We start from the raw sequence: 24,619 nt of genomic DNA, 5'->3' as shown, positions 1-24,619 counted from the left end.
GGTTACTCGTGGCCCTGGAGGCCGGTCAGGAACGCCTCCGTCCGTTCGTGTTCCGGCCGCTCGAACAGTTTCTCGGGGCTGCCCGACTCGACGATGTGCCCGTCGTCGAGGAAGACGATGTTGTCGGCCGCCGAACGGGCAAAGCCCATCTCGTGGCTCACGACCAACATCGTCATCCCCTCCTCGGCGAGATCACGCATCACGTCGACCACTTCGCCGATCAGTTCGGGGTCGAGCGCGCTCGTGGGCTCGTCGAACAGCATCAGTTTCGGTTCCATCGCTAGCGCGCGGGCGATCCCCACGCGCTGTTGCTGGCCCCCGGAGAGTTCCGCGGGGTAGGAGTCGGCCTGTTCGGCCAGGCCGACGCGAGCGAGGTGTTCGGCCCCACGCTCGCGGGCCACCTCGGCCGACATCCCCCGGACCCGCTTGAGGCCGAGCGTGATGTTCTCTAAGGCGGTGAGGTGGGCGAAGAGGTTGAACCCCTGGAACACCATCCCGACCTCCTGGCGGAGCGCGTTCACGTCCGTGTCGGCGCCGGTGACCAGCGTGTCGTCCAGCCAGATCTCGCCGTCGTCGATCTCGGTCAGGCGGTTGATACAGCGCAACATCGTCGACTTCCCACTGCCGCTTGGCCCCATCAGGACGTCGACGTCCCCGCGTTCCATCCGGAAACTGACTCCGTTCAGTACCTCCTCGTCACCGTAGGACTTGTCGACGTCCTCGACTCGTAACAGACTCATGCGTTCTCACCGGTCGGAATCGCGTAGTAGTCGCTCAGACGGTCCAGCGCCCGGTTCGTGCCGAAGGTCAACACGAAGTAGATCGCGCTGATGACCAGGAACACCTCCAGGACAGCCGTCGAGCGGCCCGATTGCGTGAACAGGTCGTACCCCCGGGTCAACAGCTCTGCCAGCCCGATGGCGAAGGCGATGGAGGTGTCTTTCAGGACGATCGTGAACTCGTTTTGGAACCCCGGCATGCTGCGCCGCAGCGCCTGTGGCACCACGACGTGGCGGATCGCCTCCAGTCGGCTCATCCCGATCGAGCGGGCGGCTTCCATCTGCCCCTCGTCGACGCTCTGGAGTGCCCCGCGGAAGATCTGTGACTGGTAGGCCGCGCTCCGCAGTCCCAGTCCCACTGTCGCGGTGATAAACGCCGACTGCGAGATCGAGACGACGAAAAAGAGGACGAGCATGATGACGACGATCGGTGTCCCTCTGAGGATCACACCGGCTGTCCCGACCACCCGCTTGGAGAGCGGGTTCCCGTACACCTCGATCGCCCCGGCCGGGAAGCCGACGAGAAACCCCAGCAACAGGCTCGCCAGCGTCAGGCCGACGGTGACGGCTGCCCCGGCCAGCAGGTAATCGAGGTTCCCGAAGACGAACGCCCAGTCGGTCGCCTGGAGCATCCGCTTACTCGCCGAACCACGTCTGGGTCAGTTCTTCGTAGGTACCGTTCTCCCGAACTGTCGACAGCCCGTCGTTAAGTGCCGACTGGCGGTCGCTGTCGCCCTCGCGGATACCGAAGCCGTAGCGCTCGCCGGTCTCGTAGACGAACGCGACGGAGACGGGTCGGTTCGCGGCGAAGGTCTCGGCGACCGGCTGGTCCAGCACCACGGCGTCGATGTTGCCGTTCTCCAGGTCCTGGACCGCCAGCACGTAGTTGTCGTAGGCGTTGTACTGGCCCTCGGTGATCCGTGAGCCGACGAGTTCCTCGTTGACGACGCCCTCCCCGGTTGTCCCCTTCTGTGCGCCGATCGGACGGTCGCTGAGGTCGTCGAGACTGCCCGGCGAGAAGTCGCCGTCCGCGCGGACGATGATCGACTGGTCGGCGCTGTAGTAGGGATCGCTGAAGTCGATGTTCTCGTCGCGATCGTCGGTGATCGTCATGGCAGCAGCGATGACGTCGATGTTGTCGTTGTTGAGCGCGGGGATCAGCGAGTCGAACTCGAACTCCTCCCAGCCCTCGAAGGAGTAGTCGGTCTCCTCGACGACGGCTTCGAGCAGGTCGACGTCGAAGCCGACGAGGTCGCCGCCCTCTTTCATCTCGAACGGCGGGAACCCGGGGGCGGTCCCGGCCGTGATCGTCGGTTCGCTGCCACCGCTGCCGCCGCTACCGCCGTCACCCATACAACCGGCGACGCTGAATGCGACGGCCGAACCGCCGACCGTGGTGAGATACTGCCGTCGTGAAAGCCCTTCGTCTGACATACTCGGGTACACAGCATAGACCGGGATTAGTGTTACGAAGGGACCAATACTGGTGTTGTAAACGGTTCCCTCGGACGACCGGTCTTCGGACCGATCAGTCGTCGGCGTGGGAGGTCGCCGTCTCGGATTGCGGATCGGCGTCGAGACCGCCGGCCGGCGGTTCGACGTAGGCCCAGGCGGTCGCGGCGACGAGCGAGACGAGGATCGCGAGCGCCGCGGCGTGATGTAGGACCTGTGCCACCGCACCGAAGTTGAAGATGGTGTTCGCACCGAGCAGTACCTGGACCGGCAGCACTGCCAGCGCAGCGCCGGTCGCGTACCTGATCCGTCGCGTGTAGTCACCACGCCAGGCCGCGACGGCCGATCCGAGGATGAAGAAGCCGGTTATCATCGCCACGAAGCGGTGGAACCACTCGATGAAGCTCATCCAGTTCGCCGGGAACAGTCCGAGCCAGCCGTCACAGAACGGCCAGCGGCCGGCACAGGTCAACCCTGCACCGACTGCTCCCGTGTACACTCCGAGCAGGATGAGTGCGAACGTGAGCCCGGTCGTCGCCGCCACCAGTCGCCGAAAACGGGTGGTCATATCCGTGTCTCTGGGCTGTAAGTATATATTCTCGGTCCTTTCGGCTGGTACGAACCCCGGAAAACTGCGGGTCAGTTCAGCGTTTGATACCGAGGCCCGAACTTATATGATTATTCGACAAAGATCCTGGTATCGATAGAGATGATACGCTCTCGGCTCCGCGATTGGTTCGGCAGCACGACGGACACCACCGGTTCCGCCGAGACTGACGGGGGAACGCGGGCTTCCCGCGGGGAGGCGGCGGGACGGCTCGGATCAGCGTACGACCCGGACCCGGAGCGATTGACACCGCTTGTCGGCGACGAAGCAACTCTGTCGACGGCACAGCACCAACTTACGGCACAACTGACTCTCGGTGGGGACGACGTGGAGACACTCGTCGAGGAGTACCGCGGGGCAGGTGTCGGGCGGGACCCCTTCGTCGAGACACAGGCTGTCGCCAGGGACGCGCTCGTTGAGGCGGCCTTCGACACCCTACGGGACACGCTCGATACTGATGCCCAGGACACGATCGACGCCGTGCAGGCGGAACTCCGACGCGAACTCGACGCCCTCACCCAGCGGAGCCGGACGGGACTTGCCGCCTTCGATTCGGGGACGACGGCCACCGAACCGACGCCAGCGGAGTCGTCCGGTGAGACGGGCTTCTCGATTGACTTCCACGATGTCCTCCATCACATCGGCACGCCGCTTTTCGTCCTCGATGCGGACGGCGATATTCTCACCTGGAACAGCTCGCTGGCCGAACTCACCGGCGTCGACGAGACGGAGGCGAAATCGATGGAGATGGCGAGCATGGCGTTCTACCCGGACGGCCGCCGAGCGAAGACCCTCGCCGACAAGGTCCTCGACGCGCCCGAACAGACCCACACCGAGTACGACGTTCCAAAGGTCGACTCGGCCGATTTCACCCTCTACCGGGATACGAGCGTCATGCAGGACCAGTACGGCGAGGACCGACACATCTCGTTCAGTGCGGCGCCCATCTACGAGGACGGCGAGGTGGTCGCAGTCGTCGAGATGGTCCAGGATCGGACCGCCGAGGCCGAGCGACACAGCGAGATCACGGCGCTCGTCGAGGAACTGAGCACGACGATGCAGGCGCTCGAACGGGGCGACCTCGACGCTCGTGCGTCCGTCGACTCGACCGAATACATCGACGAGGCGCTGCTTGACGTGGTCGACTCACTCAATAACATGGCGGAGAACCACGAGGCGCTGACCAAACAGGTGGACGCCCAGACGGCCGAACTGGCGAGCGCGATCGACCAGACCGCGTCGGCCGCACGAACGGTCGAGCAACAGGTCGAGCAACAGGCCGAGAGCCTCGCGACGGCGGCCGACAACGTCCAGGACGTGAGCGCAGGGATGCAAGAGGTCGCGGCGACCTCGAACGAGGTCGCGTCGTCCGCCGACCGCGCCCTCTCGGCAGCCGAGGACGGTGCGGCGGCGAGCGAAACCGTCCAGGAGGTGACGGATACGCTGACCGAGACGAGCGAGGACCTCGTCGAGAGCGTCACCGATCTGGAATCGCGGATGGACGAGGTGGGCGAGATCGTCGACGTCATCGCCGACGTCGCCGAACAGACCAACATGCTCGCGTTGAACGCCAACATCGAGGCGGCACGGGCGGGCGAGAGCGGGAGCGGCTTCGCCGTCGTCGCCGACGAGGTCAAGAGCCTGGCCAACGAGACCAGCGACCACGCGGCCGAGATCTCCAACAGCATCGACGCGATCCAGGCACAGGCGACCGAGACCGCCGACATGGTCGAGACCTCGCACGAACAGGTCCAGCGTGCCGAGTCCGAGATCGGGGAGGCGCTCTCGGCGCTGGACGAGATCAGCGACGCGGTCGAGTCCGCGGCGACCGGTATCCAGGAGGTCGCCGAAGCGAACGACGATCAGGCCGGGGCGATCGAAGACATCACCTCGACGATCGAAGACGCCCGTGAACACGCCAGAGAAGCCGAGGACGCGACCGACCAGATCGTCGCCGCGACGGACCAACAGACTGCCGCCGTCGAGGAACTCGTCGCTCGGGTCGAGGAACTCTCCGACGAGGGGGCTGGTACGCAGTGAGGCCCCCCGGCCGTCGAATACGACAACCGTCGATGTACCGTTCGATGTTTGACGCGAAACGGGGCTTTTTCTTGATGCGGAGACACCTCCGGACATGGGACTTGACGAGGACGCACTGGACTATCACAGCCAGGACCCGCCAGGGAAGATCGAGATCGCGACGACGAAACCGACCAATACACAGCGAGACCTCTCGCTGGCGTACTCGCCGGGTGTCGCCGCCCCCTGCGAGGAGATCGCGGCCGACCGGGAACAAGCCTACACGTACACGGCGAAAGGGAATCTCGTCGCTGTCGTCTCCAACGGCTCGGCGGTGCTGGGGCTGGGCGACATCGGCCCCGAGGCCGGCAAGCCGGTCATGGAAGGGAAAGGGGTGTTGTTCAAGCGGTTCGCCGATATCGACGTCTTCGACGTCGAACTAGACACCCACGACGCCGATACGATGGTCCAGACCATCAGCACGATGGGGCCGACCTTCGGGGGGATCAACCTCGAAGATATCAAGGCACCCGAATGTTTCGAGATCGAGCGCCGACTCCGGGAACAGATGGACATCCCGGTGTTCCACGACGACCAGCACGGGACGGCGATCATCTCCGGGGCAGCGTTGTTGAACGCGGCTGAGATCGCCGGCAAGGACCTCTCGGACCTCGATATCGTCTTCTCCGGTGCGGGGGCGTCGGCCATCGCAACCGCTCGGTTCTACGTCTCGCTCGGGGCCCGGAAGGACAACATCACGATGTGTGACTCCTCGGGGATCATCACGACCGACCGCGCCGAGACCGAGGAACTCAACGAGTTCAAACGGGAGTTCGCCAGCGACGTGTCCGACGGCGACCTGGCGGACGCGATGGCCGGTGCGGACGTCTTCGTCGGCCTCTCGGTGGGCGGTATCGTCGACGAGACGATGGTCCAGTCGATGGCCGCCGATCCGATCGTCTTCGCGATGGCCAATCCCGACCCCGAGATCGACTACGAGACCGCCAAACAGGCCAGAGACGACACGGTGATCATGGCTACCGGACGCTCCGATTACCCCAACCAGGTCAACAACGTCCTCGGGTTCCCGTTCATCTTCCGTGGCGCGCTGGACGTCCGGGCGACCGAGATCAACGAGGCGATGAAAGTCGCTGCTGCCGAAGCACTGGCCGATCTGGCCCGTCAGGACGTCCCCGACGCCGTCGTCAAGGCCTACGGCGACCAACCGCTCCAGTTCGGGCCGGACTACATCATCCCCAAACCGCTCGATCCCCGCGTCCTCTTCGAGATCACCCCGGCCGTCGCTCGCGCTGCCATGGACAGCGGTGCCGCGCGCAAGGAACTCGATCTGGACGCCTACGTCGAGCGACTGGAAGCCCGGCTGGGCAAGTCCAGAGAGATGATGCGGGTCGTCCTCAACAAGGCAAAGAGCGACCCCAAGCGGGTGGTGCTGGCCGAGGGCCACGACGAGAAGATGATCCGGGCGGCCTACCAGCTCGTCGAGCAGGGGATCGCCGAGCCGATCCTGTTGGGCGACGCCGACGAGATCGAGGCCACTCGCCGCCGGTTCGGCCTAGAGTTCGACCCCGTCGTCGTCGACCCCGAGAGCGCCGACGTCGACGCTTACGCCGACCGGCTCTACGAACTCCGTCAGCGCAAGGGGATCACCCGGCGGGAGGCGGAAGACCTGATCCGGGACAGCAACTATCTGGGGAGCGTAATGGTCGAGATGGGCGACGCGGACGCGATGCTGACCGGACTGACCCACCACTACCCGTCGGCGCTCCGGCCGCCGCTGCAGGTCATCGGAACCGCGGACGACGCCGACTACGCCGCTGGCGTCTACATGCTGACGTTCAAGAACCGCGTCGTGTTCTGTGCCGATACGACGGTCAATCAGGACCCCGACGCCGCCGTCCTCTCGGAAGTGACCAAACACACCGCGGATCTGGCCCGACGGTTCAACGTCGAACCGCGTGCGGCGATGTTGTCGTACTCCAACTTCGGCAGCGTCGACAACCCCGGGACGCGAAAGCCCCGACGCGCGGTCGAACGGCTCCGCAGTGACGAGACGGTCGACTTCCCGGTCGACGGCGAGATGCAGGCCGACACCGCAGTCGTCGAGGAGATCCTCGAAGACACCTACGAGTTCGCCGAACTCGATGGCCCGGCCAACGTCCTCGTGTTCCCGAACCTCGAAGCGGGGAACATCGGCTACAAACTCCTCCAGCGACTGGGCGGCGCGGAAGCTATCGGTCCGATGCTGGTCGGGATGGACAAACCCGTTCACGTCCTCCAGCGCGGTGACGAGGTCAAAGACATCGTGAACCTCGCCGGCGTCGCGGTCGTCGACGCACAGCAGGAGTAGCGTCGCAGCGCGGCGTAGTTACCCCTGGCGTCGCGTTCGGACGGCGACAGCGGTGATCACCGTCCCGATCAGCCCCTGCGTGTGGGCGGGTTCAGAAAGAGCGCATCGGCGACGGCCACAGTACCCACGAGCGAGGCACCGATCAGTGCCGTCCGCAGCGGGATACCGACCAGTTCTGCCAACAGTACGGTCGTCAAGAAGACCACTGGAATGAGTGCGAGGACCAGATCGTCTCTGGTCGGTCCCGGATTGGCCACTCGGTCGCCTGGCTGTTCGCGTTGTCGACCAGTTTTACCACTACGGGTACTCATACGCACTCACCACCTCGTTATCAATACGTGGCTGCTCCGTCTTAATTGTTACTCGTATGCAGTTTTCCGAACGTACCATGAGTGGTCACAAAGGTAGCTGATAAGTTATGAGTGACTTTCACCCTGATACTGGGCCGTACGAACGCAACGGAACCGACTGTTCGGCACTTTTCAGCCCGTCACTTACGATCGGAGACAGAAGCCGTCGGTAAACGGTGATCGAGGACGCGGGTAGAATCGAGGGAAACGCTGTGGAGCAACGGCGACCGGCGTGGTGTTAGTCCGATGCGCCACCGCGCTCGGATCGGGACGGCGGGGGTACCCGGTCGTCGGTGGTGGTCGTCCGCGGGAGGACACAGCGGTCGGGTTCGCCGTTGACGTGTGCGTACTGGTCCGGTGCGTTGGCCAACGGATGGGCTGGATTCCGGTCGCCCGAGATCCGGGCGGCTCTCACCTCCGTGAAGCCGTTCAGTCGAGCCTGGATGCCACGCCAGTGCAGTCCCGTCCTGCGGGGGACAGTGACGGCGTGTGGCGGGTCGTAGACGGAGCCGTGTGTCGCGAGGACTTCGGCGTTGACGTTGCCCGCCAGCTGGTCGTGGTCGATGAGGAGGCCGACACGGGCGTCGCGGGGTGCGCGTGCCGCCAGAACGTCCAGTCCCAGATGGAGCGCGCGGTACTCCGCGACGTTGTTGTCCGGGGCCGTGTCGGGTACCGACAGCCGTGTCACTCGCTGGCCGTCGAACGTCTCGATGACGACGCCCAGCCCGCCACCGTGGTCGGCTGTCTCGCCACTGTGGGGTCTGAAGGAACCGTCTGTAGCGAGATAGAAGTCCCGATGGTGGCTTCGGGGTGGGTGTGCGATGTGGGGCGTCGGTGATTCATCGAACAGGTCTCGAAGGGTCGGCCGGCCGTATGCGGCCATACCCGACATTGGCGGTACGGGGTATTAAATATGCACCCTCGAACGGGCGGATGGAACCCCAGAGACGGACTGAAACCGGCTCGCGCGGAGCGGTCGTGTGGCTGTCAGGCAACGACTGCGATACTCGTCCGTCCCTCGCTCGTCACGACAGACGAGCCACCGGTCGGGGGGAAGGCGCTCGTGGTGGCGCGCTCAGAGATCGGCGCGCCGAAGCCACAGTCCGAGTCCGATCAACACGGTCCCAACGACTGCCCGCCAGAGGAACCGTGTTGCTGTGCCGATCAACGGCTCCGTGCTTCCTTGTGCTCCGTTCCAGTACAGTTCGAGCAGAAATAGCCCGATCGGCAACACTCCGACCCCGTAGGCACTGGCTGCTATCGTCTCCCGGGCCGTCGATCGGGTGTACAGAACCGCGGCTAACCCCACGGCGAGGAGGACGACGAACGATCCGTAGTTCGCGACGGATCCGAACAGCAGTACGAACAAGACCGGGACCCGGATAACGACCAGCAGACGGCGGCGCTCGGTGAGTGCGACGAACTCGACAGCACGACCGACACCAGTCCCTGGGCCATCGTTCATACACTGCTAAGGTCGCTGTCGGGGATATATTTTCCCACATTGACAGCTCTGCAGAGGGCTAAACCGAGTGCCACAGGACGTGATCACGAGGCGGGTCACCGAGACGATTCGTCTCTCCGCATCTCGCGGCCGGTCGGATCGCGAACCGATCCAGCCACTCCGGTCACTTGTGCGTGAACAGGACGACGGCGTCGTCGTGGATCGTCGTACAGAGGTCCATCTCGAAGTCCAGGTTCAACGAGGTGAACTCCTGTTTGCAGACGACCATGTCGTCGAAGGGCTCCTCGCAGGAGGGACAGGCGACGGCGGTGGTGTTCTGGTACGATTTGATCGCCTCGTTGTCCTCGCGAGGGGTCAGCGAGGAGACGAGTTCGTCGAACTCTTCCATACCCTGGCTCGCGGTTGCTGTGGGTATAAATCACACGCCATGTTCCGGTGCGTTAATCACCGCCCGCGAGCGTGGTCTTTCCCATGCACGACACACGGTTCGTTCTGGCGGCGGGCACGACGGCGACGGCCGAGCGGGCCGGTCTCAGCGCCGCCGGCGCAGATCCGTCCCTCGCGTCGACGACGCCGTCGGCCGACGCGGAACTCCTCACGTACGGACAGCCGGTCAGAACCGGAACGGTCCCGGTCAGCCCCGATGGCTGTCCGACGCCGGCTTTGGTTACGCGGGCAGTACGGGACTGTCTCGGTTTCGATGTCACCGTCGTCGACGCCGGCCTGAGCGAGCCGACGGCCGCACCGACGGTGTCGGTCGGGGCGAAACCCGGCCGGGACATCACCGAGCAGGACACGGTGCCGACGGCCTACGGTGCCTTCGAGGCGGCCAGACAGTTCGGCCACGCGCTCCCCAACGACGAGTTGTGGCTCGCGGAGACGGTTCCGGGTGGGACCACGACCGCACTGGGCGTGTTGCGGGCACTGGGCGAAGACGTGATGGTCTCCTCGTCGCTCCCGGAGAACCCCATCGAACAGAAGCGGGACCTCGTCGAGGAGGGGTTAGCGGCGAGTTCACTGGACCCCGGCGACGCTGCCGGACAGCCAAAGCGGGCGCTCCGTCGGATGGGGGACCCGGTGCTCGCGACGCTATCGGGCCTCACCGCTGGCGCCGTCGAGACCGACACCGCGGTGACGCTCGCGGGCGGGAGTCAGCAACTCGCCGTCGCCGCGCTGGTCCGTCACGGCGGCTACGAGGGGCCGCTATCGCTGGCGACGACCAGTTACGTCGCCGACGATCCGACAGCGGATCTCCGGGCCGGTGCCGAGGGTCTCGACCTCGACCTGACGGTGACCGACCCCGGCTTCGATCAGAGGGACCACGTCGGGATGAACCGCTTCGTCGCCGGTGAAGCCAAGGAAGGTGTCGGGATGGGCGGCGCGCTCGCGCTGGCCGAGCGGGCCGGTGTCCCGATGGCCGAGGTCCGTGCTGCGTTCGCGGACAGCTACGGGGAGTTGCTCGACCGATGAACGGCGTCGTCCTCGCCGGCACGCAGTCGGGCGTCGGCAAGACGGTTGCGACGCTTTCGACGCTCGTCGCTCTCGAAGCGGCTGGCACGGACGTCCAGCCGGCGAAAGCCGGTCCGGACTTCATCGATCCGAGCCACCACCGCGCCGTGACCGACACGCCTTCGCGGAGCCTCGATCCGTGGCTGTCGGGTCCGGACGGCACCCGCCGGACCTACTGGCGCGGCGACGGCGACGTCTGTGTCGTCGAGGGAATGATGGGGTTGTACGACGGGAGCGTCTGCTCGACGGCCCGGGTCGCGGACTGTCTGGACCTCCCCGTGGTCCTCGTGGTCGACGCCAGCGCCGGCATGCAAAGCGTCGCCGCGACGGCACTCGGGTTCCGGGCGTACGCCGACCGCGTCGACGCCGACATCGACGTGGCCGGCGTCCTCGCCCAGCAGGCCCACGGCGGTCGCCACGCCGAGGGTATCCGGGACGCCCTTCCCGAGGAGTTGACCTACTTCGGCCGGATTCCGCCACAGTCGGATCTGGAGATTCCCGACCGACACCTCGGGCTTGTGATGGGTGCAGAGTCCCCGGTCGACCGGAAGGCACTGACGGCCGCTGCCGAGCACATCCGCACTGATCGGCTGCTAGCGGCGATGGAGCCGGCACAGCGGCCGGCCGACGCCGAGACCACGACGCCGACGGACGACGATACCGTCGTCGCCGTCGCCCGCGACGACGCGTTCTGTTTCGTCTACCCCTCGACTGTCGAACGGCTCCGAGCGGGTGCGACGGTCGAGCAGTTCTCCCCAGTCGCCGGCGACCCGCTGCCCGACGCCGACGCCGTCTACCTCCCCGGCGGCTACCCCGAGCGGTTCGGCCCCGAACTCGCCGACTCGTCGACGCTGGCCGAACTGGCCGATCGAGCGGCCGAGGGCCTCCCGGTTTACGGGGAGTGTGGCGGGCTGATGGCACTCTCGGAGTCGCTGACGACCGTCGAGGGCGACCGCTACGGGATGGCCGGGGTCCTCCCGGCACAGGTCCGGATGCGCGAACGGTACCAGGCGCTCGATCACGTCGAACTCAGCGCCCGGCGGGAGACGGTGACGGCTGGGAACGGTGAACGGCGCCGCGGCCACGAGTTCCACTACTCGGAGGCGTCGGTGGCCGACGACGCAACCTTCGCGTTCGATGTCGTCCGGGGCGAGGGAATCGACGGCGATCACGATGGACTGACCGAGTACCGGACGGTGGGAACGTACGCCCACTGCCACGCCGAGAGCGGGGCGTTCGACGCGTTCCTATCAGCGAGCTTCGACTCCATGCGTGGGCGTTGACCACCGGCTCGGACCGTCAGACGCCCGCAACCTTTTTTCGTGTCTAGATGCGTGATAGGTACAATGAACGAGTTGCAGGAGTTGTTAGGCGATGTCGTCGCCGACGTCGATGCGGTGTTCCTCTTCTCGCCGACGGCCGCGTTCTTCGAGCGGTTCGCGGACGTGACGGAGGTCTCGGTGGTCGTCGTCGCGAGCGAGAACACCGTCGGAGCCGAGGAGTTCGTCGGACTCCCCATCGAGTTCATCGACCTCGAAGGCCGGGTCCGGTTCGGGATCGAAGGGGCGCTGGAACTGGGGGTCGTCGAAGAAGGCGACGAGATCGTCTGTATCGCGGATATCTTCGGCGGGACGACGAACTCCGTCGTCCGCGTCCAGACGGACACGTTCTCGCCGTCGGGCGTCTACGATCTGTTCACCAACTCCCGGGCCGAACCGGATGTTGTCCGGGATGTCCTGGAAGTCGCAATCGAACTGGGCAAGAAAGGCCAGAAAGGCAAGCCGGTCGGTGCCCTGTTCGTCGTCGGGGACGCCGGGAAGGTGATGAACAAGTCCCGGCCGCTGTCGTACAACCCCTTCGAGAAGTCCCACGTCCACGTCGGCGACCCCATCGTCAACGTGATGCTCAAGGAGTTCTCGCGGCTCGACGGTGCCTTCATCATCTCGGACTCGGGGAAGATCGTCTCGGCGTACCGGTACCTCGAACCGTCCGCCGAAGGAGTCGACATCCCGAAAGGGCTCGGTGCCCGGCACATGGCTGGCGGTGCTATCACCCGGGACACGAACGCGACGGCGATCGTGCTCTCGGAGAGCGATGGGATGGTTCGGGCGTTCAAAGGCGGTGAACTCGTCCTGGAGATCGATCCAGAGGAGTACTGACGATGCAGTCTGGATTCAACTGGCCAAACGCCATCCGGACGATATTCTCCCCGGAGGGGACGTTGATCATCGCTATCGCGATCCTCCTCCTCGGGATCATCGTCGGGTATCTGGTCTGGCGTGCTTCACGGCGGTTCATGGACGAACTCGGCGTCCAGGAGGCCGTCGAGGGGACGCCGTTCGAGCGGACCGCACGGAGTCTGGGGACATCGACAGTCGGGATCATCTCGAACCTGGCTGCGCTTTTCATCTACGTCATCGCGATCACGGTCGCACTCAACATCGCCCAGTTGGTCAGCCCCGAGGCCTACTGGACGCGATTGACCGGGTTCCTCCCGGACCTCTTCATCGCTGCCTTCGCCGTCATCGTCGGGCTCATCGCCGCCGACAAAGCGAAACTCGTCGTCTCTGAACGCCTCCGGAGCGTCAAGATGCCGGAGGCGACGGTGCTGCCGGAACTCGTCAAGTACAGCATCTTCTACCTCGCGCTGTTGATCGCACTCGGGCAACTCGGCGTCGACACCCTCGCCTTGCTCATCCTGCTCGCCGCCTACGCGTTCGGGTTGGTCTTCCTCTGTGGATTGGCGTTCCGTGATCTGTTGTCGGCCGGCGCTGCCGGGATCTATCTCCTGTTGACTGAACCGTACAGTATCGGCGACGAGGTCATCATCGACGAGCACGAGGGGATCGTCCAGGAAGTCGACATGTTCGTCACACACGTCGAGAGCGACGGTCGGGAGTACATCATCCCGAACCAGCAGGTCCTCCAGTCGGGTATCGTCCGCGTGCGGAACTAATCCGGAGACTGTTGGCCGCCGACTGGCGTGGCCGGGACGCCGGCGACGGTCGTCCCGGACGGCACGTCTTCGGTGACCAGGGAGTTGGCGGCGACCTGTGCGTCGGCACCGATCCTGACGCCGGGGAGGACGACGGCACCGGCGCCGATCATCGCGCGCTCGCCGACGACGACCTCGCCGGTCCGGTACTCGTCCTGGAGGAACTCGTGACAGAGGATCGTCGCGTCGTAGCCGACGATGGCGTCGTCCTCGATCGTCGCCAGCTCCGGGAAGAACACGTCCACCGTCGCCGTCAGGCCCAGCGAGACCCCCTTCCCGACCGTCGCTCCCAGTCGCCGGAGCAGCCAGTTCTTGAACTGGAGGCTCGGCGAGTACCGAACGATCCAGATCAGGACGGCGTTGACGAGCAGCCCCAGCGGCGACTTCGCCTCCGGCCAGTGCATCAGCGAATTTCGCGGCCCCGGGGTCGGCGTCCGGGTGAGTCGGTCGTGACGGCTCTGGCCGTCTCGGGTGTCGGGTCCGGAACGCTGGGCGTCACTCACGGCTTCCAGTAGGGCGGCCGCTCCCTTGAACGCCTCGCTACCGTCGCCAGAACGTCGGCGTCAGCAACACCAGTACCGGGACGATCTCGATGCGTCCGATCCACATCAGCAGGAACATCACGACCTTGCTCGATCGGGCGAACCCGTCGTAGGTCCCGTACGGTCCCGCCCGGCCGAAGGCCGGCCCGATGTTGAAGAACATCGACGCGGCCGCCGACAGCGCCTCGAATTCCGTCAGCGGGGCGTTCGCCCGTTCGCCGTCCGCGACTAGCACGACCGTCCCGACCAGGAAGAAGACGAAGGCCACCAGCGTGTAGGCGTAGACGTCCCGGATCGTCGACTCGTCGACCACTTCCGCGCCGAGTCTGACGGGGACGATACTCTGTGGGTGGCCGGCGACGTTGAGGTCCCGCCAGAACGACTTCGTGACGATCAGCCACCGGAGCGCTTTCACCGAGCAGGTCGTCGAGCCCGCCATCCCGCCGATGAACATACAGCTGAACAGGACGTGTTTCGCGGCCGCGGACCAGGTGTTGAAATCGGTCGAGGCGTATCCCGTCGTGGTTACGATCGAGGCTGTCTGGAAGACCGCGTGTCGGACGGTCGGTTCGAGTCCGCCAGCGATCGTCCGGTTGCTGAACAGCAACCCGGTCACGAGGAGGCTGACGGTGAGCAGGATACCGACGTAGAACCGGAACTCCGGACTGTTCCGCAGGCGGCCGATATCACCCCGAAGGACGGCGTAGATGAGCGCGAAGTTCGTCGCGCCGACGATCATGAACACGACAGTCGCCCACTGGACCGCCGGCGAGAACGCACCGAGACTCTCGGCTTCGGGTGAGAACCCGGCTGTAGCAATCGCGGTGAGCGCGTGGGCGACGGCGTTGTAGAGCGTCATCTTCGGGGCCACCCCGATCGCGCCGAGTCCGAGCAACACCAGCGCCGCCCCGGCGGTCAGCCCGAGATAGAGCCGTCCCAGGATCTTCGCCGTGTCTCCGATGCCGGGCGTGAGCTTCGTGACGGTTTCCGTCCGCGACTCTGTCTCCATCAACTGTGCGCCGGCAACCGAGAGACGGGACAACACCGCTGTCGCGAGCAACAAGACCCCTAACCCACCGAGCCACTGGAGCACCTGCCGCCACATCAGCAGTGCTTGGGAGTGCGCCTCGAAATCCCGTATGACTGTCGCGCCGGTCGTCGTGATCCCGCTCATTCCCTCGAAGGCTGCGTTTATCGGACTCGCGAAGACGCCGGTCCCTTCGATGGCCATCGGGAGCGCGCCGACGAGTGCGATCGACAGCCAGGCGAGTGACACCGTCAGGAACGCCTCGCGGTCGTAGATCCGTCGCCGGGGCAGTTGTGCCAGGGCCGTCCCGACACCGACGGAGACCGCGATGGCCGCGAGATACGGCGTCGGTGACTCGCCGTAGACGAGAGCGACGACTACGGGGACGGTCAGTGGAATCGCGAGGTACTGGAGAATCGATCCGAGGACGTTGAGAGACGACCGGACGTCGACGGTCGTCAGTACCACTCTGGCCCACCACCGGTTGCCTGATAGCGGGGACGGCTCACGGCGAGTCCTGCCACGGGGTGATCTACTCGGAGGGCCTCCTTGAAAGTTCCCGCGACGGGTCAGCGCTCGCCGCGGATCTCCGCCATGTGATCGAGACGCTGCTGGACGAGATCGGCCGTCCCGATGTCGTGACGGACTCGGAGACCGTCAGTGCCCGCCCGGTCGAGCGCGCGCTCGGCGATCTCCTCCGCTTCGCCGATGCTGTCGGCGACACCCACGACAGCATAGGAACGCGAGGTCGTGGTGTAGATGCCGTCCGCCCGCTCGTCGACGCTGGCGTAGAACAACAGCGCGTCGCCGGCGTTCTCCTCGTCGATGGTCACCCGAGCGCCCGCCTCCGGATTGGTCGGGTAGCCCTCGGGAACCGCGTACTTACAGACCGTCGCCTTGGGCTGGAAGGAGAGTTGGGGCAGCGACTCCTCGTCCCGTGCGGCCGTCAGTACGTCGAGGAACGGCGTGTTCAGCACCGGGAGGGTGTTCATCGCCTCGGGGTCGCCGAAGCGAGCGTTGAACTCGACGACCTTCGGCCCCTCGCTGGTGAGCATGAACTGCCCGTAGAGGACGCCCTTGTACCCCTCCAGGGCGTCGACGGTCGCCTCGATCACGTCGACGGCGGCCATGTAGTCGTCCTCGTCCATGAACGGCAGTTCGAGGCCGGCGTCGGAGTAACTGCCCATCCCACCGGTGTTCGGTCCCTCGTCGCCCTCGTAGGCACGCTTGTGGTCCTGGACGGCGGGGGTGACGCGGACCTCGCCGTTGGCGACGAACGCCTGGACCGTGAACTCCTCGCCGACGAGTCGCTCTTCGAGGACGATCCGGTCGTAGTTCGACTCCCGGATGTACTCCTTGGCTTCGGCTTTGCTGATCTGGTCGCCGGTCACGCGGACGCCTTTTCCGCCGGTGAGTCCCGCCGGCTTGACGGCGAGGTCGCCGTCGTAGTCGTCGACGTACGCACAGGCGGCCTCCATGTCGTCGAACGTCTCGAAGTCCGGACAGCCCGGGATGTCGTTGTCCCGCATGAACCGGCGCTGGAACGCCTTGTCCGTCTCGATGCGGGCTTCGGCCTCCTGGGGGCCGAACGCGTAGACGCCGGCGTCGTCCAGTGCGTCGGCGACCCCTGCTGCCAGCGGTGCTTCGGGACCGACGACGGCCAGCGTCGCATCCACCTCGCGGGCGTAGGTCGTCACCGCCGTCGGGTTCGTCGTGTCCAGCGTCTCGAACCCCTCGGCCAGCGCGGCGATGCCGGGGTTGCGGTTGCCGGCACAGGCGTAGAGGTCGGCGTCCGACTCCCCGAGCGCACGGGCGACGGCGTGTTCGCGGCCCCCGCCACCCACGAGCAGCACTGTCTCTGTCATGTCCGAATTCGCGACGGGGACCGACGTAAGTATTGCTCTCTCTGCCCGTCGCCCGCGCGTCGCTCACCCGAACTAGCCCCCTCACTCCGGTGTCGTCGCGTCCCTTTTCCCCGCGGCACTCCGATACCGGGGCATGAGCGACGACCCCACGTCACGGAACCGCCTCGACGAGGCACAGAGCCCGTACCTCCGTCAGCACGCCGACAACCCGGTCAACTGGCAGCCCTGGGACGAGCAGGCCCTGGCGGCCGCCCGTGAGCAGGACAAACCCATCTTCCTCTCGATCGGCTACGCTGCCTGCCACTGGTGTCACGTCATGGAGGAGGAGAGCTTCCAGGACGAGGCGACGGCGGCGCTGCTCAACGAGCACTTCGTCCCGATCAAGGTCGACCGGGAGGAACGGCCCGACATCGACTCCGTCTACATGAGCATCTGCCAGCAGGTGACCGGTGGCGGCGGGTGGCCGCTGTCGGCCTGGCTCACACCGGAGGGGGAACCGTTCTACGTGGGGACCTACTTCCCGCCCGAAGAGAAGCGCGGCCAACCGGGCTTCGGGGACCTGCTGGAGCGACTGGCCGAATCGTGGGCCGACCCGGAGGACCGCGCGGAGATGGAGAACCGCGCTCAGCAGTGGACCGACGCTATCGAGAGCGACCTGGAGGCGACGCCGGCCGACCCCGAGGACCCGGCCGACGATCTGATCCAGACCGCGGCGACCATCGCCCACCGTGGTGCCGACCGACAGAACGGCGGCTGGGGCTCGGGCGGCCCGAAGTTCCCCCAGACCGGCCGGCTCCACGCGCTGTTACGTGCTCACGCCGACGGGGGGTCACCGGCCGATTCGGGGACGGCCCCTACGGGATCGGGCGACGGCGGCGCGGACGACAGCTATCTGGCCGTCGTCGAGGAGACGCTGGACGTGATGGCCGACCGGGGACTGTACGATCACGTCGGCGGCGGCTTCCACCGCTACTCGACCGACCAGCAGTGGGCGGTACCCCACTTCGAGAAGATGCTGTACGACAACGCGGAGATCCCCCGGGCGTTCCTGGCCGGCTATCAGGCGATCGGCTCCGAACGGTACGCCAGCGTCGTCCGGGAGACGTTCGCGTTTGTCCAGCGCGAACTGCAACACGACGAGGGCGGCTTCTTCAGCACGCTGGACGCGGTGAGCCCTCCGCCGAGTGATCCCGACGGGGACAGCGAGGAGGGCGCGTTCTACGTCTGGACGCCCGACCAGGCCCACGACGCCATCGACGACGAGACCACCGCGGACCTGTTCTGTGAGTACTACGGCGTCACGGGCCGTGGTAACTTCGAGGGTGCGGCCGTACTGGGCGTGCGGAAACCGCTCTCGGTGCTCGCCGAGGAGTACGAACTGAGCGAGAGCGAGGTCACGGAGCGCTTGGAGTCGGCACTGGACCAGGCCTTCGATGCCCGCCAGGACCGCCCGCGCCCGGCCAGGGACGAGAAGGTCCTCGCCGGGTGGAACGGGCTGATGATCCGCGCGCTCGCGGAGGGCGCGCTGGTCCTCGACGACGTCTACGCCGACGTGGCCGCCGACGCGCTGTCGTTCGTCCGCGAACACCTCTGGGACGCCGACGAGGGCCGACTCGCCCGACGGTACAAGGACGGCGACGTCGGGATCGACGGCTACCTCGAAGACTACGCGTTCCTCGGCCGTGGTGCGCTGGCGCTGTTCGAGGCGACCGGCGACGTCGACCACCTGGCGTTCGCGATGGACCTGGCGGAGGCGATCACCGAGGCGTTCTGGGACGACGGCGAGGAGACGCTGTACTTCACGCCGACCGGCGGGGAGGCGCTGGTCGCCCGGCCCCAGGAACTCACCGACCACTCGACGCCGTCCAGCACCGGCGTGGCCGTCGACCTCCTGCTCGCGCTCGATCACTTCCGGGCCGACGACCGCTTCGAGACGGTCGCCGAGGGGGTCGTCCGGACCCACGCGAACCGGACCTCGTCGGACCCGCTCCAGCACGCTTCGCTCACGCTGGCGACAGATACCTACGAGCAGGGGTCGCTGGAACTGACGCTCGTCTGTGACCCCGAGAACCCACCGGAGGCATGGACGGAGACGCTCGCCGAGACGTACGTCCCGCGACGGCTTCTGGCGTGGCGGCCCGCCGCCGACGATATCGTCGACGAGTGGCTCGCGGATCTCGGTCTCACGGAGATGCCGCCGATCTGGGCCGGCCGCGGCCTGACAGCGGGCAATCCGACGGTCTACGCCTGTCGGAACTTCGCCTGCTCACCGCCACAGACGGACCTGACGACGGCCTTGGAGTGGGGTCAGGAGTAACTACTCCAGCGCGGCCCCGATCTCGTCTGCGAGGTACACGAGGATCGGAACCGGCTCCTCCTCGACGAAGCGGGCGATCTCCTCGCCGTCGTGTTCGACGACGACAGTCGGGATGTACTCGATCCCGTACGCCTCGACGGCTTCGCCGGTCTTGGAGCCGTCGTCCTCCTTCTCGACGGGGTAGTGATAGATCTGCGTGTCCGGGATTCCGGCTGCGTCCAGCGCGGCCCCGAAATCGGGGAGCTGGGCGCGACAGTCCTTACACCAGTCTCCGCCCCAGATCTTGAAGATCAGGTCGTCGCTGTAGCGTTTCAGTACGTCGACCGAATCGGTGTAGGCGTCCTCGACCCACACCGGGTTCGGTTCCATGGTCTCCAGTCGCTCCGAGTCGCTCATGCCAGCAGATAGCGGAGCCACCGGCTTGAAGTTCCCGGCTCACCCGACGGGCTCTGGGGCCGTCAACCGCTCTCGGAGGAGCGTGCGGTGACACCGCTTGGATTCGCCCTCGAAGCAGACGAGCAGGACCGATTCGCCGTCGTCGACGCGGCCACGGAGATCGGCCAGTGCTGCCCGTGCCGCGGCCTCGCTCGCCAGAGCCGTTCGGTACCGATCAGCGAAGTCGATCTCCTCCCAGGCGGCGTTGTGAGCGCCCTCGTCGCACATCCCTCGGCGTTTGAACTCCTCGGTCACCTGTTTCGCCTCGGCGAGTAGGTCGGGAGGCGGACCGAGTTCCGGGATGTTCTCGTCGACCGCAGCGTGGAACCAGCTCGTCGGTTCCCGGACGACACCGACCAGCGTCTCGTCGCCCGATCGGTCCGCGAGGCCGTGCTGGAGTGCGGCGACGTAGGTGTCCCCGACGCGGCCGTCCATACTGGACGATCGGCCAGCCGCCGGAAAAGCCTGCCGGGACCCGCGATCACCCACACGGTATGGGGGGCTCCAGTAGGGGTTTAGGTCTCCCTGGCGTATCCGGAGGCATGCACGACGATATTCTCGATACCGTGGGCTCTCCGCTGGTGTCGGTCGATGCGCCGGCGGGGGCGACAGTCGCCGCCAAGGTCGAGTCGTTCAACCCAGGGGGCTCCGCGAAAGATCGGCCGGCGGCGTTCATGATCGAACGGGCCGAGCGAGAGGGGGACCTCGCGTCGGGTGACACGCTGGTCGAACCGACGAGCGGCAACACCGGAATCGGGTTGGCGATGGTCGGCGCGGTCAAGGGCTACGACGTGGTGCTCGTGATGCCGTCCTCGAAGTCCCCCGAGCGCCGTGAGATCATGCGAGCCTACGGCGCGGAGATCGAACTCGTCGAGGGTGACATCTCGACGGCGAAAGATCGGGCCGACGAACTCACGGATCAGGCTGGGTACATCCAGTTGCGCCAGTTCGACAACCCGGCAAATCCGCGGGCACACTACGAGACGACCGGCGCGGAGGTCATCGAGCAGGTCGGCGACCGGACCGTCGACGCGCTGGTCGCCGGCGTCGGGACCGGCGGGACGATCAGTGGCACCGGGAAGCGGCTCCGCGAGGCGTTCCCCGAGATGGATATCGTCGCCGTCGAACCCGCGGACAACGCCGTCCTCTCCGGAATGGAACCGGGGACCGGCCAGGACAGCTTCCAGGGGATGGGACCGGGGTTCGTCAGCCCGAACACCGACGTCGATCTCATCGACGACGTCCTCACCGTCGAACTCGACGACGCCGAAGCGGAGTGCCGCCGCCTCGCCCGGGAGGAAGGCATCCTCGTCGGCCAGTCCTCCGGCGCTTCGAACCTCGCCGCACGCGAGTGGGCACAGCGACTCCTCGACGACGGCGTCGAGGACCCGCTCGTCGTCACCGTCTACTGGGACAGCGGCGAGCGGTACATGTCGACCGGGATGTTCGACTAATCGAGTGGTCGCGCGCTCGCCAGATAGGATTCGTACTCGGCTCGCGCCCAGTCGTTCATCGCGTCCGCGTCGTTCGTGACGACCCCACTGATTCCCGAGTCGGTGTAGACGACGAGCCCGCTAACCGGGCCATCCGGCGTCTGTGCAGTCCAGACCGCATAGGGCATCGGCTCCGCTGTCACTGACAGCGAGAGATCGGCGGCGGCGCGTAACTGTTCGTAGTCCTCGGTGTAGTTCTCGCGGAGCGCGTCGACGGCCCCGTCGGTCAACACTAGTTCGACGGTCGCTCCGTCCTCGACGAGGGCGGTTATCTGCTCGGTGTACTGCGGGATAACTGTCGGTCCGGTGCCCCGAAACTCGCTGGCCTCGGCGATCCGTTCGGCGTTGTGCTGGACGGGTGCCAGGGGTGCTTCCGGGGTCGTCTCGATGACCGTCGCGCTATCGAGAGCGGCCGCCGGGATCGAGATATCGGGCGGTAACGGATCGAGGACGGGCTGGGCGGCCCGGAGTGCCCGGGTCCGGGAGACGAACCGGTCGTAGGCGTCACCGGCGTGTCGGCCTGCGTAGGTCGCCGTGTACGTGCTTCCCTCGCGGCTGACCAGTTCGTCCGCCCGGAGCGATTCGATCGCTCTGTCGACCGTCGAGCGGGCGACGTCGGTGGCTTCGACGAGTTCCGGTTTGGTTCTGGGTTCCACGAGCAGCGTGAGTAACTCCCGTCGCCGAGCGATCGTATCGACGAATTCCGGTGGGCCTCCCATCGGCAGTGACATCTAACTGACTGGATATGAATGCACCGGCTCCCACAGAAACTGAGCAACGAATCCGATCCACTGGGCAACTGTCCAGCGGTTTTTCGCACTGTGGGAATGTTCCCGGACAATCGGTATAAGTACCCCCGACGTACTCTATCTCTGATGGGTCCGGCACGCTTCCGGACCGGACGAGTGGTCACGTCCGTTCCCGGACTTGCCTCTGACACACCGACCACTCGTCACGCGTCCTACGCTCCGAACTCGTCTTCCGTCACCCGCACGACCAGCGTCTCGTCGACCTCACGGAGGTCGTATTCGGGGATGACCTCGCCCGTCCGCGTGACCAGCATCGGTTCGACGAGCCGGGGCGGCCCCGTCGACTCGGGTCCGGCCTGCTCCGTCTCGACAGCCTGCTGCTCGACGCCGTAGACCATCAGGAACCGGTCGGTCTGGTCGGGTGTGACGCGGTCGTCCCTGACTGCCGCAGCAAGGTCCCGCGAGAGCCACTCGGTCTCACTGACCGAGGGCTCTTTGACGAGCGCGGCGTCGACAAAACGGACCAGATACCAGTTGAGGTCGTTCAGCAGTGCGACTGCCGCACCCAGGCTCACCGTCTCGACCGCGACGGTGTTTTCGAACGGTTCACGCAGGTCGTACGTCATCAACGCGTCTCTGGCCGTCTCGCGGGAGAGAAGTTCGTACCCGAGGTTCACCTCGTCGTCGCCGACGAGACAGACCTGTGTCATTGTCGGGGACAGACGCCGTGTGTGGATTTAGCTTTCGGTGCGTCCGTTCGGCGCTCTTGCGGGGGCCGTCGCCGGGAGTCAGAACGTCGTCACGTCGCCCTCGATGACCTGCCGAGTGATCTCAGTCACGTCCGCGAGTTCGTCGTCGACGGCCGCACGGACCTCCGCCTCGATGTCGCCGACCGAGACGCCGTCTTCGGTGACCAGCATCGCGTCGGCGACGTGTGGGTCGTCGATGGGTGAGCCGATCTGTGAGAGCAACCGGAGCTGGAGCTGACGGATCCCGTCGACCTCCTCGACGACGGACTCGGCGATCGACGTCGAGAGGAGGTTGTAGATCTTCCCGATGTGGTTGACCGGGTTCTTTCCGGAGGTGGCTTCCATGCTCATCGGGCGGTTGGGCGTGATGAGGCCGTTGGCGCGGTTCCCCCGGCCGACCGAGCCGTCGTCGCCCTGCTCGGCGCTGGTCCCGGTCGTCGTCAGGTAGATCGACTCGTTCTCGTAGTCGTCCGCGGTGTTGACGTGGACGGAGATGTCCCGGTCTGTGTACCCCTCGGCCAACCCGGAGACGTATTCGCGGACGTCGGCGACGGCGTCCTTGTACTCCTCCAGGCCGGCGACGTACTCGTCGACCATCGCCACGGCGACGGTCACATCGATGTGGTCGCCCTCGCGTTTGCCCATCACTTTCACGTCCTCACCGACCACGGGGTTGTCGGCAGCGTACTCCCCGGTCAGTCGGCGCTCGGTGTTGTAGACGATCCGTTCGGTCTCCGAGAGGGGCGCGTGGCCGACACCGTAGCTCGTGTCGTTTGCCATCGGGATGGCGGCTTCCTCGCCGAAGACCGTCTGGAGGTCGCCCGAGCCTTCGCCCAGTTGTACGTCGACGATGACGTCCGAGCCGACGTCGAGGTTGGGGAACTGCTCGTCGAGGTACTCGCGGGCGGCCTCCAGTGCGAGCCGCTCGGCCGGGATTCGGGTCCCTTCGTAGGTCTTGGTCGCCCGGCCGACGATCAGCAGATAGATCGGTTCGAGGACTTCGCCGCCGCCGTAGGCCGGCGCAGCCGTCCCGGCGACGAGTTGCGTCTCGTCGGTGTTGTAGTGGAGGACCTTCCCGACGCGGTCGATGTACGCGGTCGCCAGCCGGCGGGAGACGCTCTCGGCGACGCCGTCACAGATGGAGTCCGGATGACCGATCCCCTTTCGCTCGACGATCTCGACTTCCTGGTCTTCGACTGCGACCCCGCTCTCGGGCTTGACGTGGATGTTCCGGTCGGTCATTGCCGCGTAGTTGGCAGGGGTGGGTTCTATAACTTACGAGAAGTGTTCGGCGTCGAAAAATAACTCTCAAGAATCGTCGAGCAACATCCCGAGATACGACGTCCGGCGTTGGTCCGCCGGGTCGAGTCCGAGGTCCCTGAGTACGCCATATGCCCCCTCGCGTGCCGCCTCGACGGCGTCTTCGGACTCGACTTCCGTCTCGACTTCGACGTACTCGCCGACGCCCTCGACGGCGTCGAGCGTGACCGTGTAGCCGTCGTAGCTGTAGAACCGGCGGTCCTTCTCGACGGTGGCGACGGGGTCGAATCCGAGATTCCGAAAGAGCACATCCGCGTCATCCCCGTCGTCGACGCCCGTCTCGACCTCCGTTCGCGTCTTGGATTCGTCGTCGACGAGCGGTCCCTTGTAGGTCATCCGGGCCGTCGTCGTCCCCTCGCGGGTCTCCCGACGGACGCGTAACGCCTCGTCGGTCTCGGCGAAGTCCCGATGGGGTGCGTCGTAGTAGGTGTCTTCCTGGACGACCGTTCTGGTCCGTTCCGCTCCGAGGTCGGCGAGGCGGTCCGCAACCGTCGCGAGGTGGGCCGGAACCTTCACCTCCACTTCGTACATGTGACCCGGGACGACGGACACGGTGAAAAAGCGCTTGTTTCGACCGC

The 24,619-nt window shown here is 66.0% G+C and carries 25 protein-coding genes; 8 read left to right on the top strand and 17 right to left on the bottom strand.

Features of this window, described 5'->3' with window-relative positions; genetic code table 11:
* Positions 1-2: 2 nt before the first annotated feature.
* The 4 genes from P0204_RS03560 to P0204_RS03545 all read right to left on the bottom strand — a co-directional run bounded on the left by P0204_RS03560 (position 3) and on the right by P0204_RS03545 (position 2,826).
* Positions 3-740: an amino acid ABC transporter ATP-binding protein gene (locus P0204_RS03560; RefSeq protein WP_276221733.1), complete on the bottom strand. Its 738-nt coding sequence runs from the start codon at positions 738-740 to the stop codon at positions 3-5.
* The gene (locus P0204_RS03555) at positions 737-1,411 is read right to left on the bottom strand and encodes an amino acid ABC transporter permease (protein WP_276221731.1); all 675 of its coding nucleotides are present in this window, start codon (positions 1,409-1,411) and stop codon (positions 737-739) included. The genes P0204_RS03560 and P0204_RS03555 overlap by 4 nt, the downstream gene beginning before the upstream one ends.
* A gap of 4 nt (positions 1,412-1,415) precedes the next feature.
* Positions 1,416-2,213 (bottom strand): basic amino acid ABC transporter substrate-binding protein, encoded by a 798-nt coding sequence (locus P0204_RS03550; protein ID WP_276221729.1) that lies wholly within the window; start codon positions 2,211-2,213, stop codon positions 1,416-1,418.
* A 94-nt stretch (positions 2,214-2,307) separates the two neighbouring features.
* Positions 2,308-2,826 carry a COX15/CtaA family protein gene (locus P0204_RS03545; protein WP_473092353.1) on the bottom strand — a complete coding sequence of 173 codons (519 nt, stop codon included), beginning with the start codon at positions 2,824-2,826 and terminating at the stop codon, positions 2,308-2,310.
* A 114-nt stretch (positions 2,827-2,940) separates the two neighbouring features.
* Here P0204_RS03545 and P0204_RS03540 point away from each other — a divergent pair, with 114 nt between their 5' ends.
* Both P0204_RS03540 and P0204_RS03535 read left to right on the top strand, forming a co-directional pair.
* Complete coding sequence (locus tag P0204_RS03540; protein WP_276221726.1) at positions 2,941-4,878, top strand: methyl-accepting chemotaxis protein; 1,938 nt, start codon at positions 2,941-2,943, stop codon at positions 4,876-4,878.
* A gap of 94 nt (positions 4,879-4,972) precedes the next feature.
* Complete coding sequence (locus P0204_RS03535; protein WP_276221724.1) at positions 4,973-7,225, top strand: NADP-dependent malic enzyme; 2,253 nt, start codon at positions 4,973-4,975, stop codon at positions 7,223-7,225.
* A 68-nt stretch (positions 7,226-7,293) separates the two neighbouring features.
* Here the strand turns inward: P0204_RS03535 and P0204_RS03530 are convergent, their stop codons facing one another.
* The 4 genes from P0204_RS03530 to P0204_RS03515 all read right to left on the bottom strand — a co-directional run bounded on the left by P0204_RS03530 (position 7,294) and on the right by P0204_RS03515 (position 9,428).
* Entirely contained in the window at positions 7,294-7,536 is a 243-nt protein-coding gene (locus tag P0204_RS03530) for a DUF8015 family protein (RefSeq protein WP_276221722.1), read from the bottom strand.
* 277 nt (positions 7,537-7,813) lie between these two features.
* The gene (locus tag P0204_RS03525; RefSeq protein ID WP_276221720.1) at positions 7,814-8,458 is read right to left on the bottom strand and encodes a ribonuclease H family protein; all 645 of its coding nucleotides are present in this window, start codon (positions 8,456-8,458) and stop codon (positions 7,814-7,816) included.
* Positions 8,459-8,650: 192 nt separating this feature from the next.
* Positions 8,651-9,040, bottom strand: a complete 390-nt coding sequence (locus P0204_RS03520) for a hypothetical protein (protein ID WP_276221718.1) — start codon at positions 9,038-9,040, stop codon at positions 8,651-8,653.
* Positions 9,041-9,203: 163 nt separating this feature from the next.
* Positions 9,204-9,428: a DUF7385 family protein gene (locus P0204_RS03515; RefSeq protein ID WP_276221716.1), complete on the bottom strand. Its 225-nt coding sequence runs from the start codon at positions 9,426-9,428 to the stop codon at positions 9,204-9,206.
* 83 nt (positions 9,429-9,511) lie between these two features.
* On the opposite strand from P0204_RS03515, the gene P0204_RS03510 reads away from it, so the two are divergent.
* From P0204_RS03510 to P0204_RS03495, 4 genes are all read left to right on the top strand, one after another.
* Positions 9,512-10,510 carry a nicotinate-nucleotide--dimethylbenzimidazole phosphoribosyltransferase gene (locus P0204_RS03510; RefSeq protein WP_276221715.1) on the top strand — a complete coding sequence of 333 codons (999 nt, stop codon included), beginning with the start codon at positions 9,512-9,514 and terminating at the stop codon, positions 10,508-10,510.
* Complete coding sequence (locus tag P0204_RS03505) at positions 10,507-11,832, top strand: cobyrinic acid a,c-diamide synthase (protein ID WP_276221713.1); 1,326 nt, start codon at positions 10,507-10,509, stop codon at positions 11,830-11,832. Before P0204_RS03510 ends, P0204_RS03505 begins: the two co-directional genes overlap by 4 nt.
* 63 nt (positions 11,833-11,895) lie before the next feature.
* Positions 11,896-12,708, top strand: coding sequence for a diadenylate cyclase DacZ (gene dacZ, locus P0204_RS03500; protein WP_276221711.1), 813 nt, complete (start codon positions 11,896-11,898; stop codon positions 12,706-12,708).
* Between the two features lie 2 nt (positions 12,709-12,710).
* A complete protein-coding gene (locus tag P0204_RS03495; protein ID WP_276221709.1) occupies positions 12,711-13,505 on the top strand; it encodes a mechanosensitive ion channel domain-containing protein in 795 nt (264 codons plus the stop codon).
* Here the strand turns inward: P0204_RS03495 and P0204_RS03490 are convergent.
* The 3 genes from P0204_RS03490 to purD all read right to left on the bottom strand — a co-directional run bounded on the left by P0204_RS03490 (position 13,502) and on the right by purD (position 16,978).
* Complete coding sequence (locus P0204_RS03490) at positions 13,502-14,047, bottom strand: acyltransferase (RefSeq protein ID WP_379801818.1); 546 nt, start codon at positions 14,045-14,047, stop codon at positions 13,502-13,504. The genes P0204_RS03495 and P0204_RS03490 overlap by 4 nt on opposite strands.
* A 37-nt stretch (positions 14,048-14,084) precedes the next feature.
* Positions 14,085-15,581, bottom strand: coding sequence for a TrkH family potassium uptake protein (locus tag P0204_RS03485; RefSeq protein ID WP_276221708.1), 1,497 nt, complete (start codon positions 15,579-15,581; stop codon positions 14,085-14,087).
* A gap of 101 nt (positions 15,582-15,682) precedes the next feature.
* A complete protein-coding gene (purD, locus tag P0204_RS03480) occupies positions 15,683-16,978 on the bottom strand; it encodes a phosphoribosylamine--glycine ligase (RefSeq protein ID WP_276221706.1) in 1,296 nt (431 codons plus the stop codon).
* Positions 16,979-17,111: 133 nt separating this feature from the next.
* Here purD and P0204_RS03475 point away from each other — a divergent pair, with 133 nt between their 5' ends.
* Positions 17,112-19,295 (top strand): thioredoxin domain-containing protein, encoded by a 2,184-nt coding sequence (locus P0204_RS03475; protein WP_276221704.1) that lies wholly within the window; start codon positions 17,112-17,114, stop codon positions 19,293-19,295.
* Here P0204_RS03475 and P0204_RS03470 read toward each other — a convergent pair whose 3' ends face one another.
* Together P0204_RS03470 and P0204_RS03465 are read right to left on the bottom strand one after the other, a co-directional pair.
* A complete protein-coding gene (locus P0204_RS03470) occupies positions 19,296-19,691 on the bottom strand; it encodes a thioredoxin family protein (protein ID WP_276221702.1) in 396 nt (131 codons plus the stop codon).
* 39 nt (positions 19,692-19,730) lie between these two features.
* A complete protein-coding gene (locus tag P0204_RS03465) occupies positions 19,731-20,165 on the bottom strand; it encodes a DUF488 family protein, N3 subclade (RefSeq protein ID WP_276221700.1) in 435 nt (144 codons plus the stop codon).
* A 107-nt stretch (positions 20,166-20,272) separates the two neighbouring features.
* On the opposite strand from P0204_RS03465, the gene P0204_RS03460 reads away from it, so the two are divergent.
* Positions 20,273-21,184: a PLP-dependent cysteine synthase family protein gene (locus tag P0204_RS03460; RefSeq protein WP_276221698.1), complete on the top strand. Its 912-nt coding sequence runs from the start codon at positions 20,273-20,275 to the stop codon at positions 21,182-21,184.
* Here P0204_RS03460 and P0204_RS03455 read toward each other — a convergent pair.
* The 4 genes from P0204_RS03455 to cyaB all read right to left on the bottom strand — a co-directional run bounded on the left by P0204_RS03455 (position 21,181) and on the right by cyaB (position 24,572).
* A complete protein-coding gene (locus P0204_RS03455) occupies positions 21,181-21,942 on the bottom strand; it encodes a helix-turn-helix transcriptional regulator (RefSeq protein ID WP_276221696.1) in 762 nt (253 codons plus the stop codon). The genes P0204_RS03460 and P0204_RS03455 overlap by 4 nt on opposite strands.
* A 242-nt stretch (positions 21,943-22,184) precedes the next feature.
* Positions 22,185-22,682, bottom strand: coding sequence for a DUF5804 family protein (locus P0204_RS03450; RefSeq protein WP_276221694.1), 498 nt, complete (start codon positions 22,680-22,682; stop codon positions 22,185-22,187).
* Between the two features lie 78 nt (positions 22,683-22,760).
* A complete protein-coding gene (locus tag P0204_RS03445; RefSeq protein ID WP_276221692.1) occupies positions 22,761-23,963 on the bottom strand; it encodes a methionine adenosyltransferase in 1,203 nt (400 codons plus the stop codon).
* Between the two features lie 66 nt (positions 23,964-24,029).
* Positions 24,030-24,572 (bottom strand): class IV adenylate cyclase, encoded by a 543-nt coding sequence (gene cyaB, locus P0204_RS03440; RefSeq protein WP_276221691.1) that lies wholly within the window; start codon positions 24,570-24,572, stop codon positions 24,030-24,032.
* Positions 24,573-24,619: the final 47 nt, after the last annotated feature.

The organism is Haloarcula halophila, from assembly GCF_029278565.1.
Classification (GTDB): Archaea; Halobacteriota; Halobacteria; order Halobacteriales; family Haloarculaceae; genus Haloarcula; species Haloarcula halophila.
The sequence above is the reverse complement of the archived record's forward strand: the minus strand, read 5'-3'. Positions and strand labels throughout refer to the sequence as shown.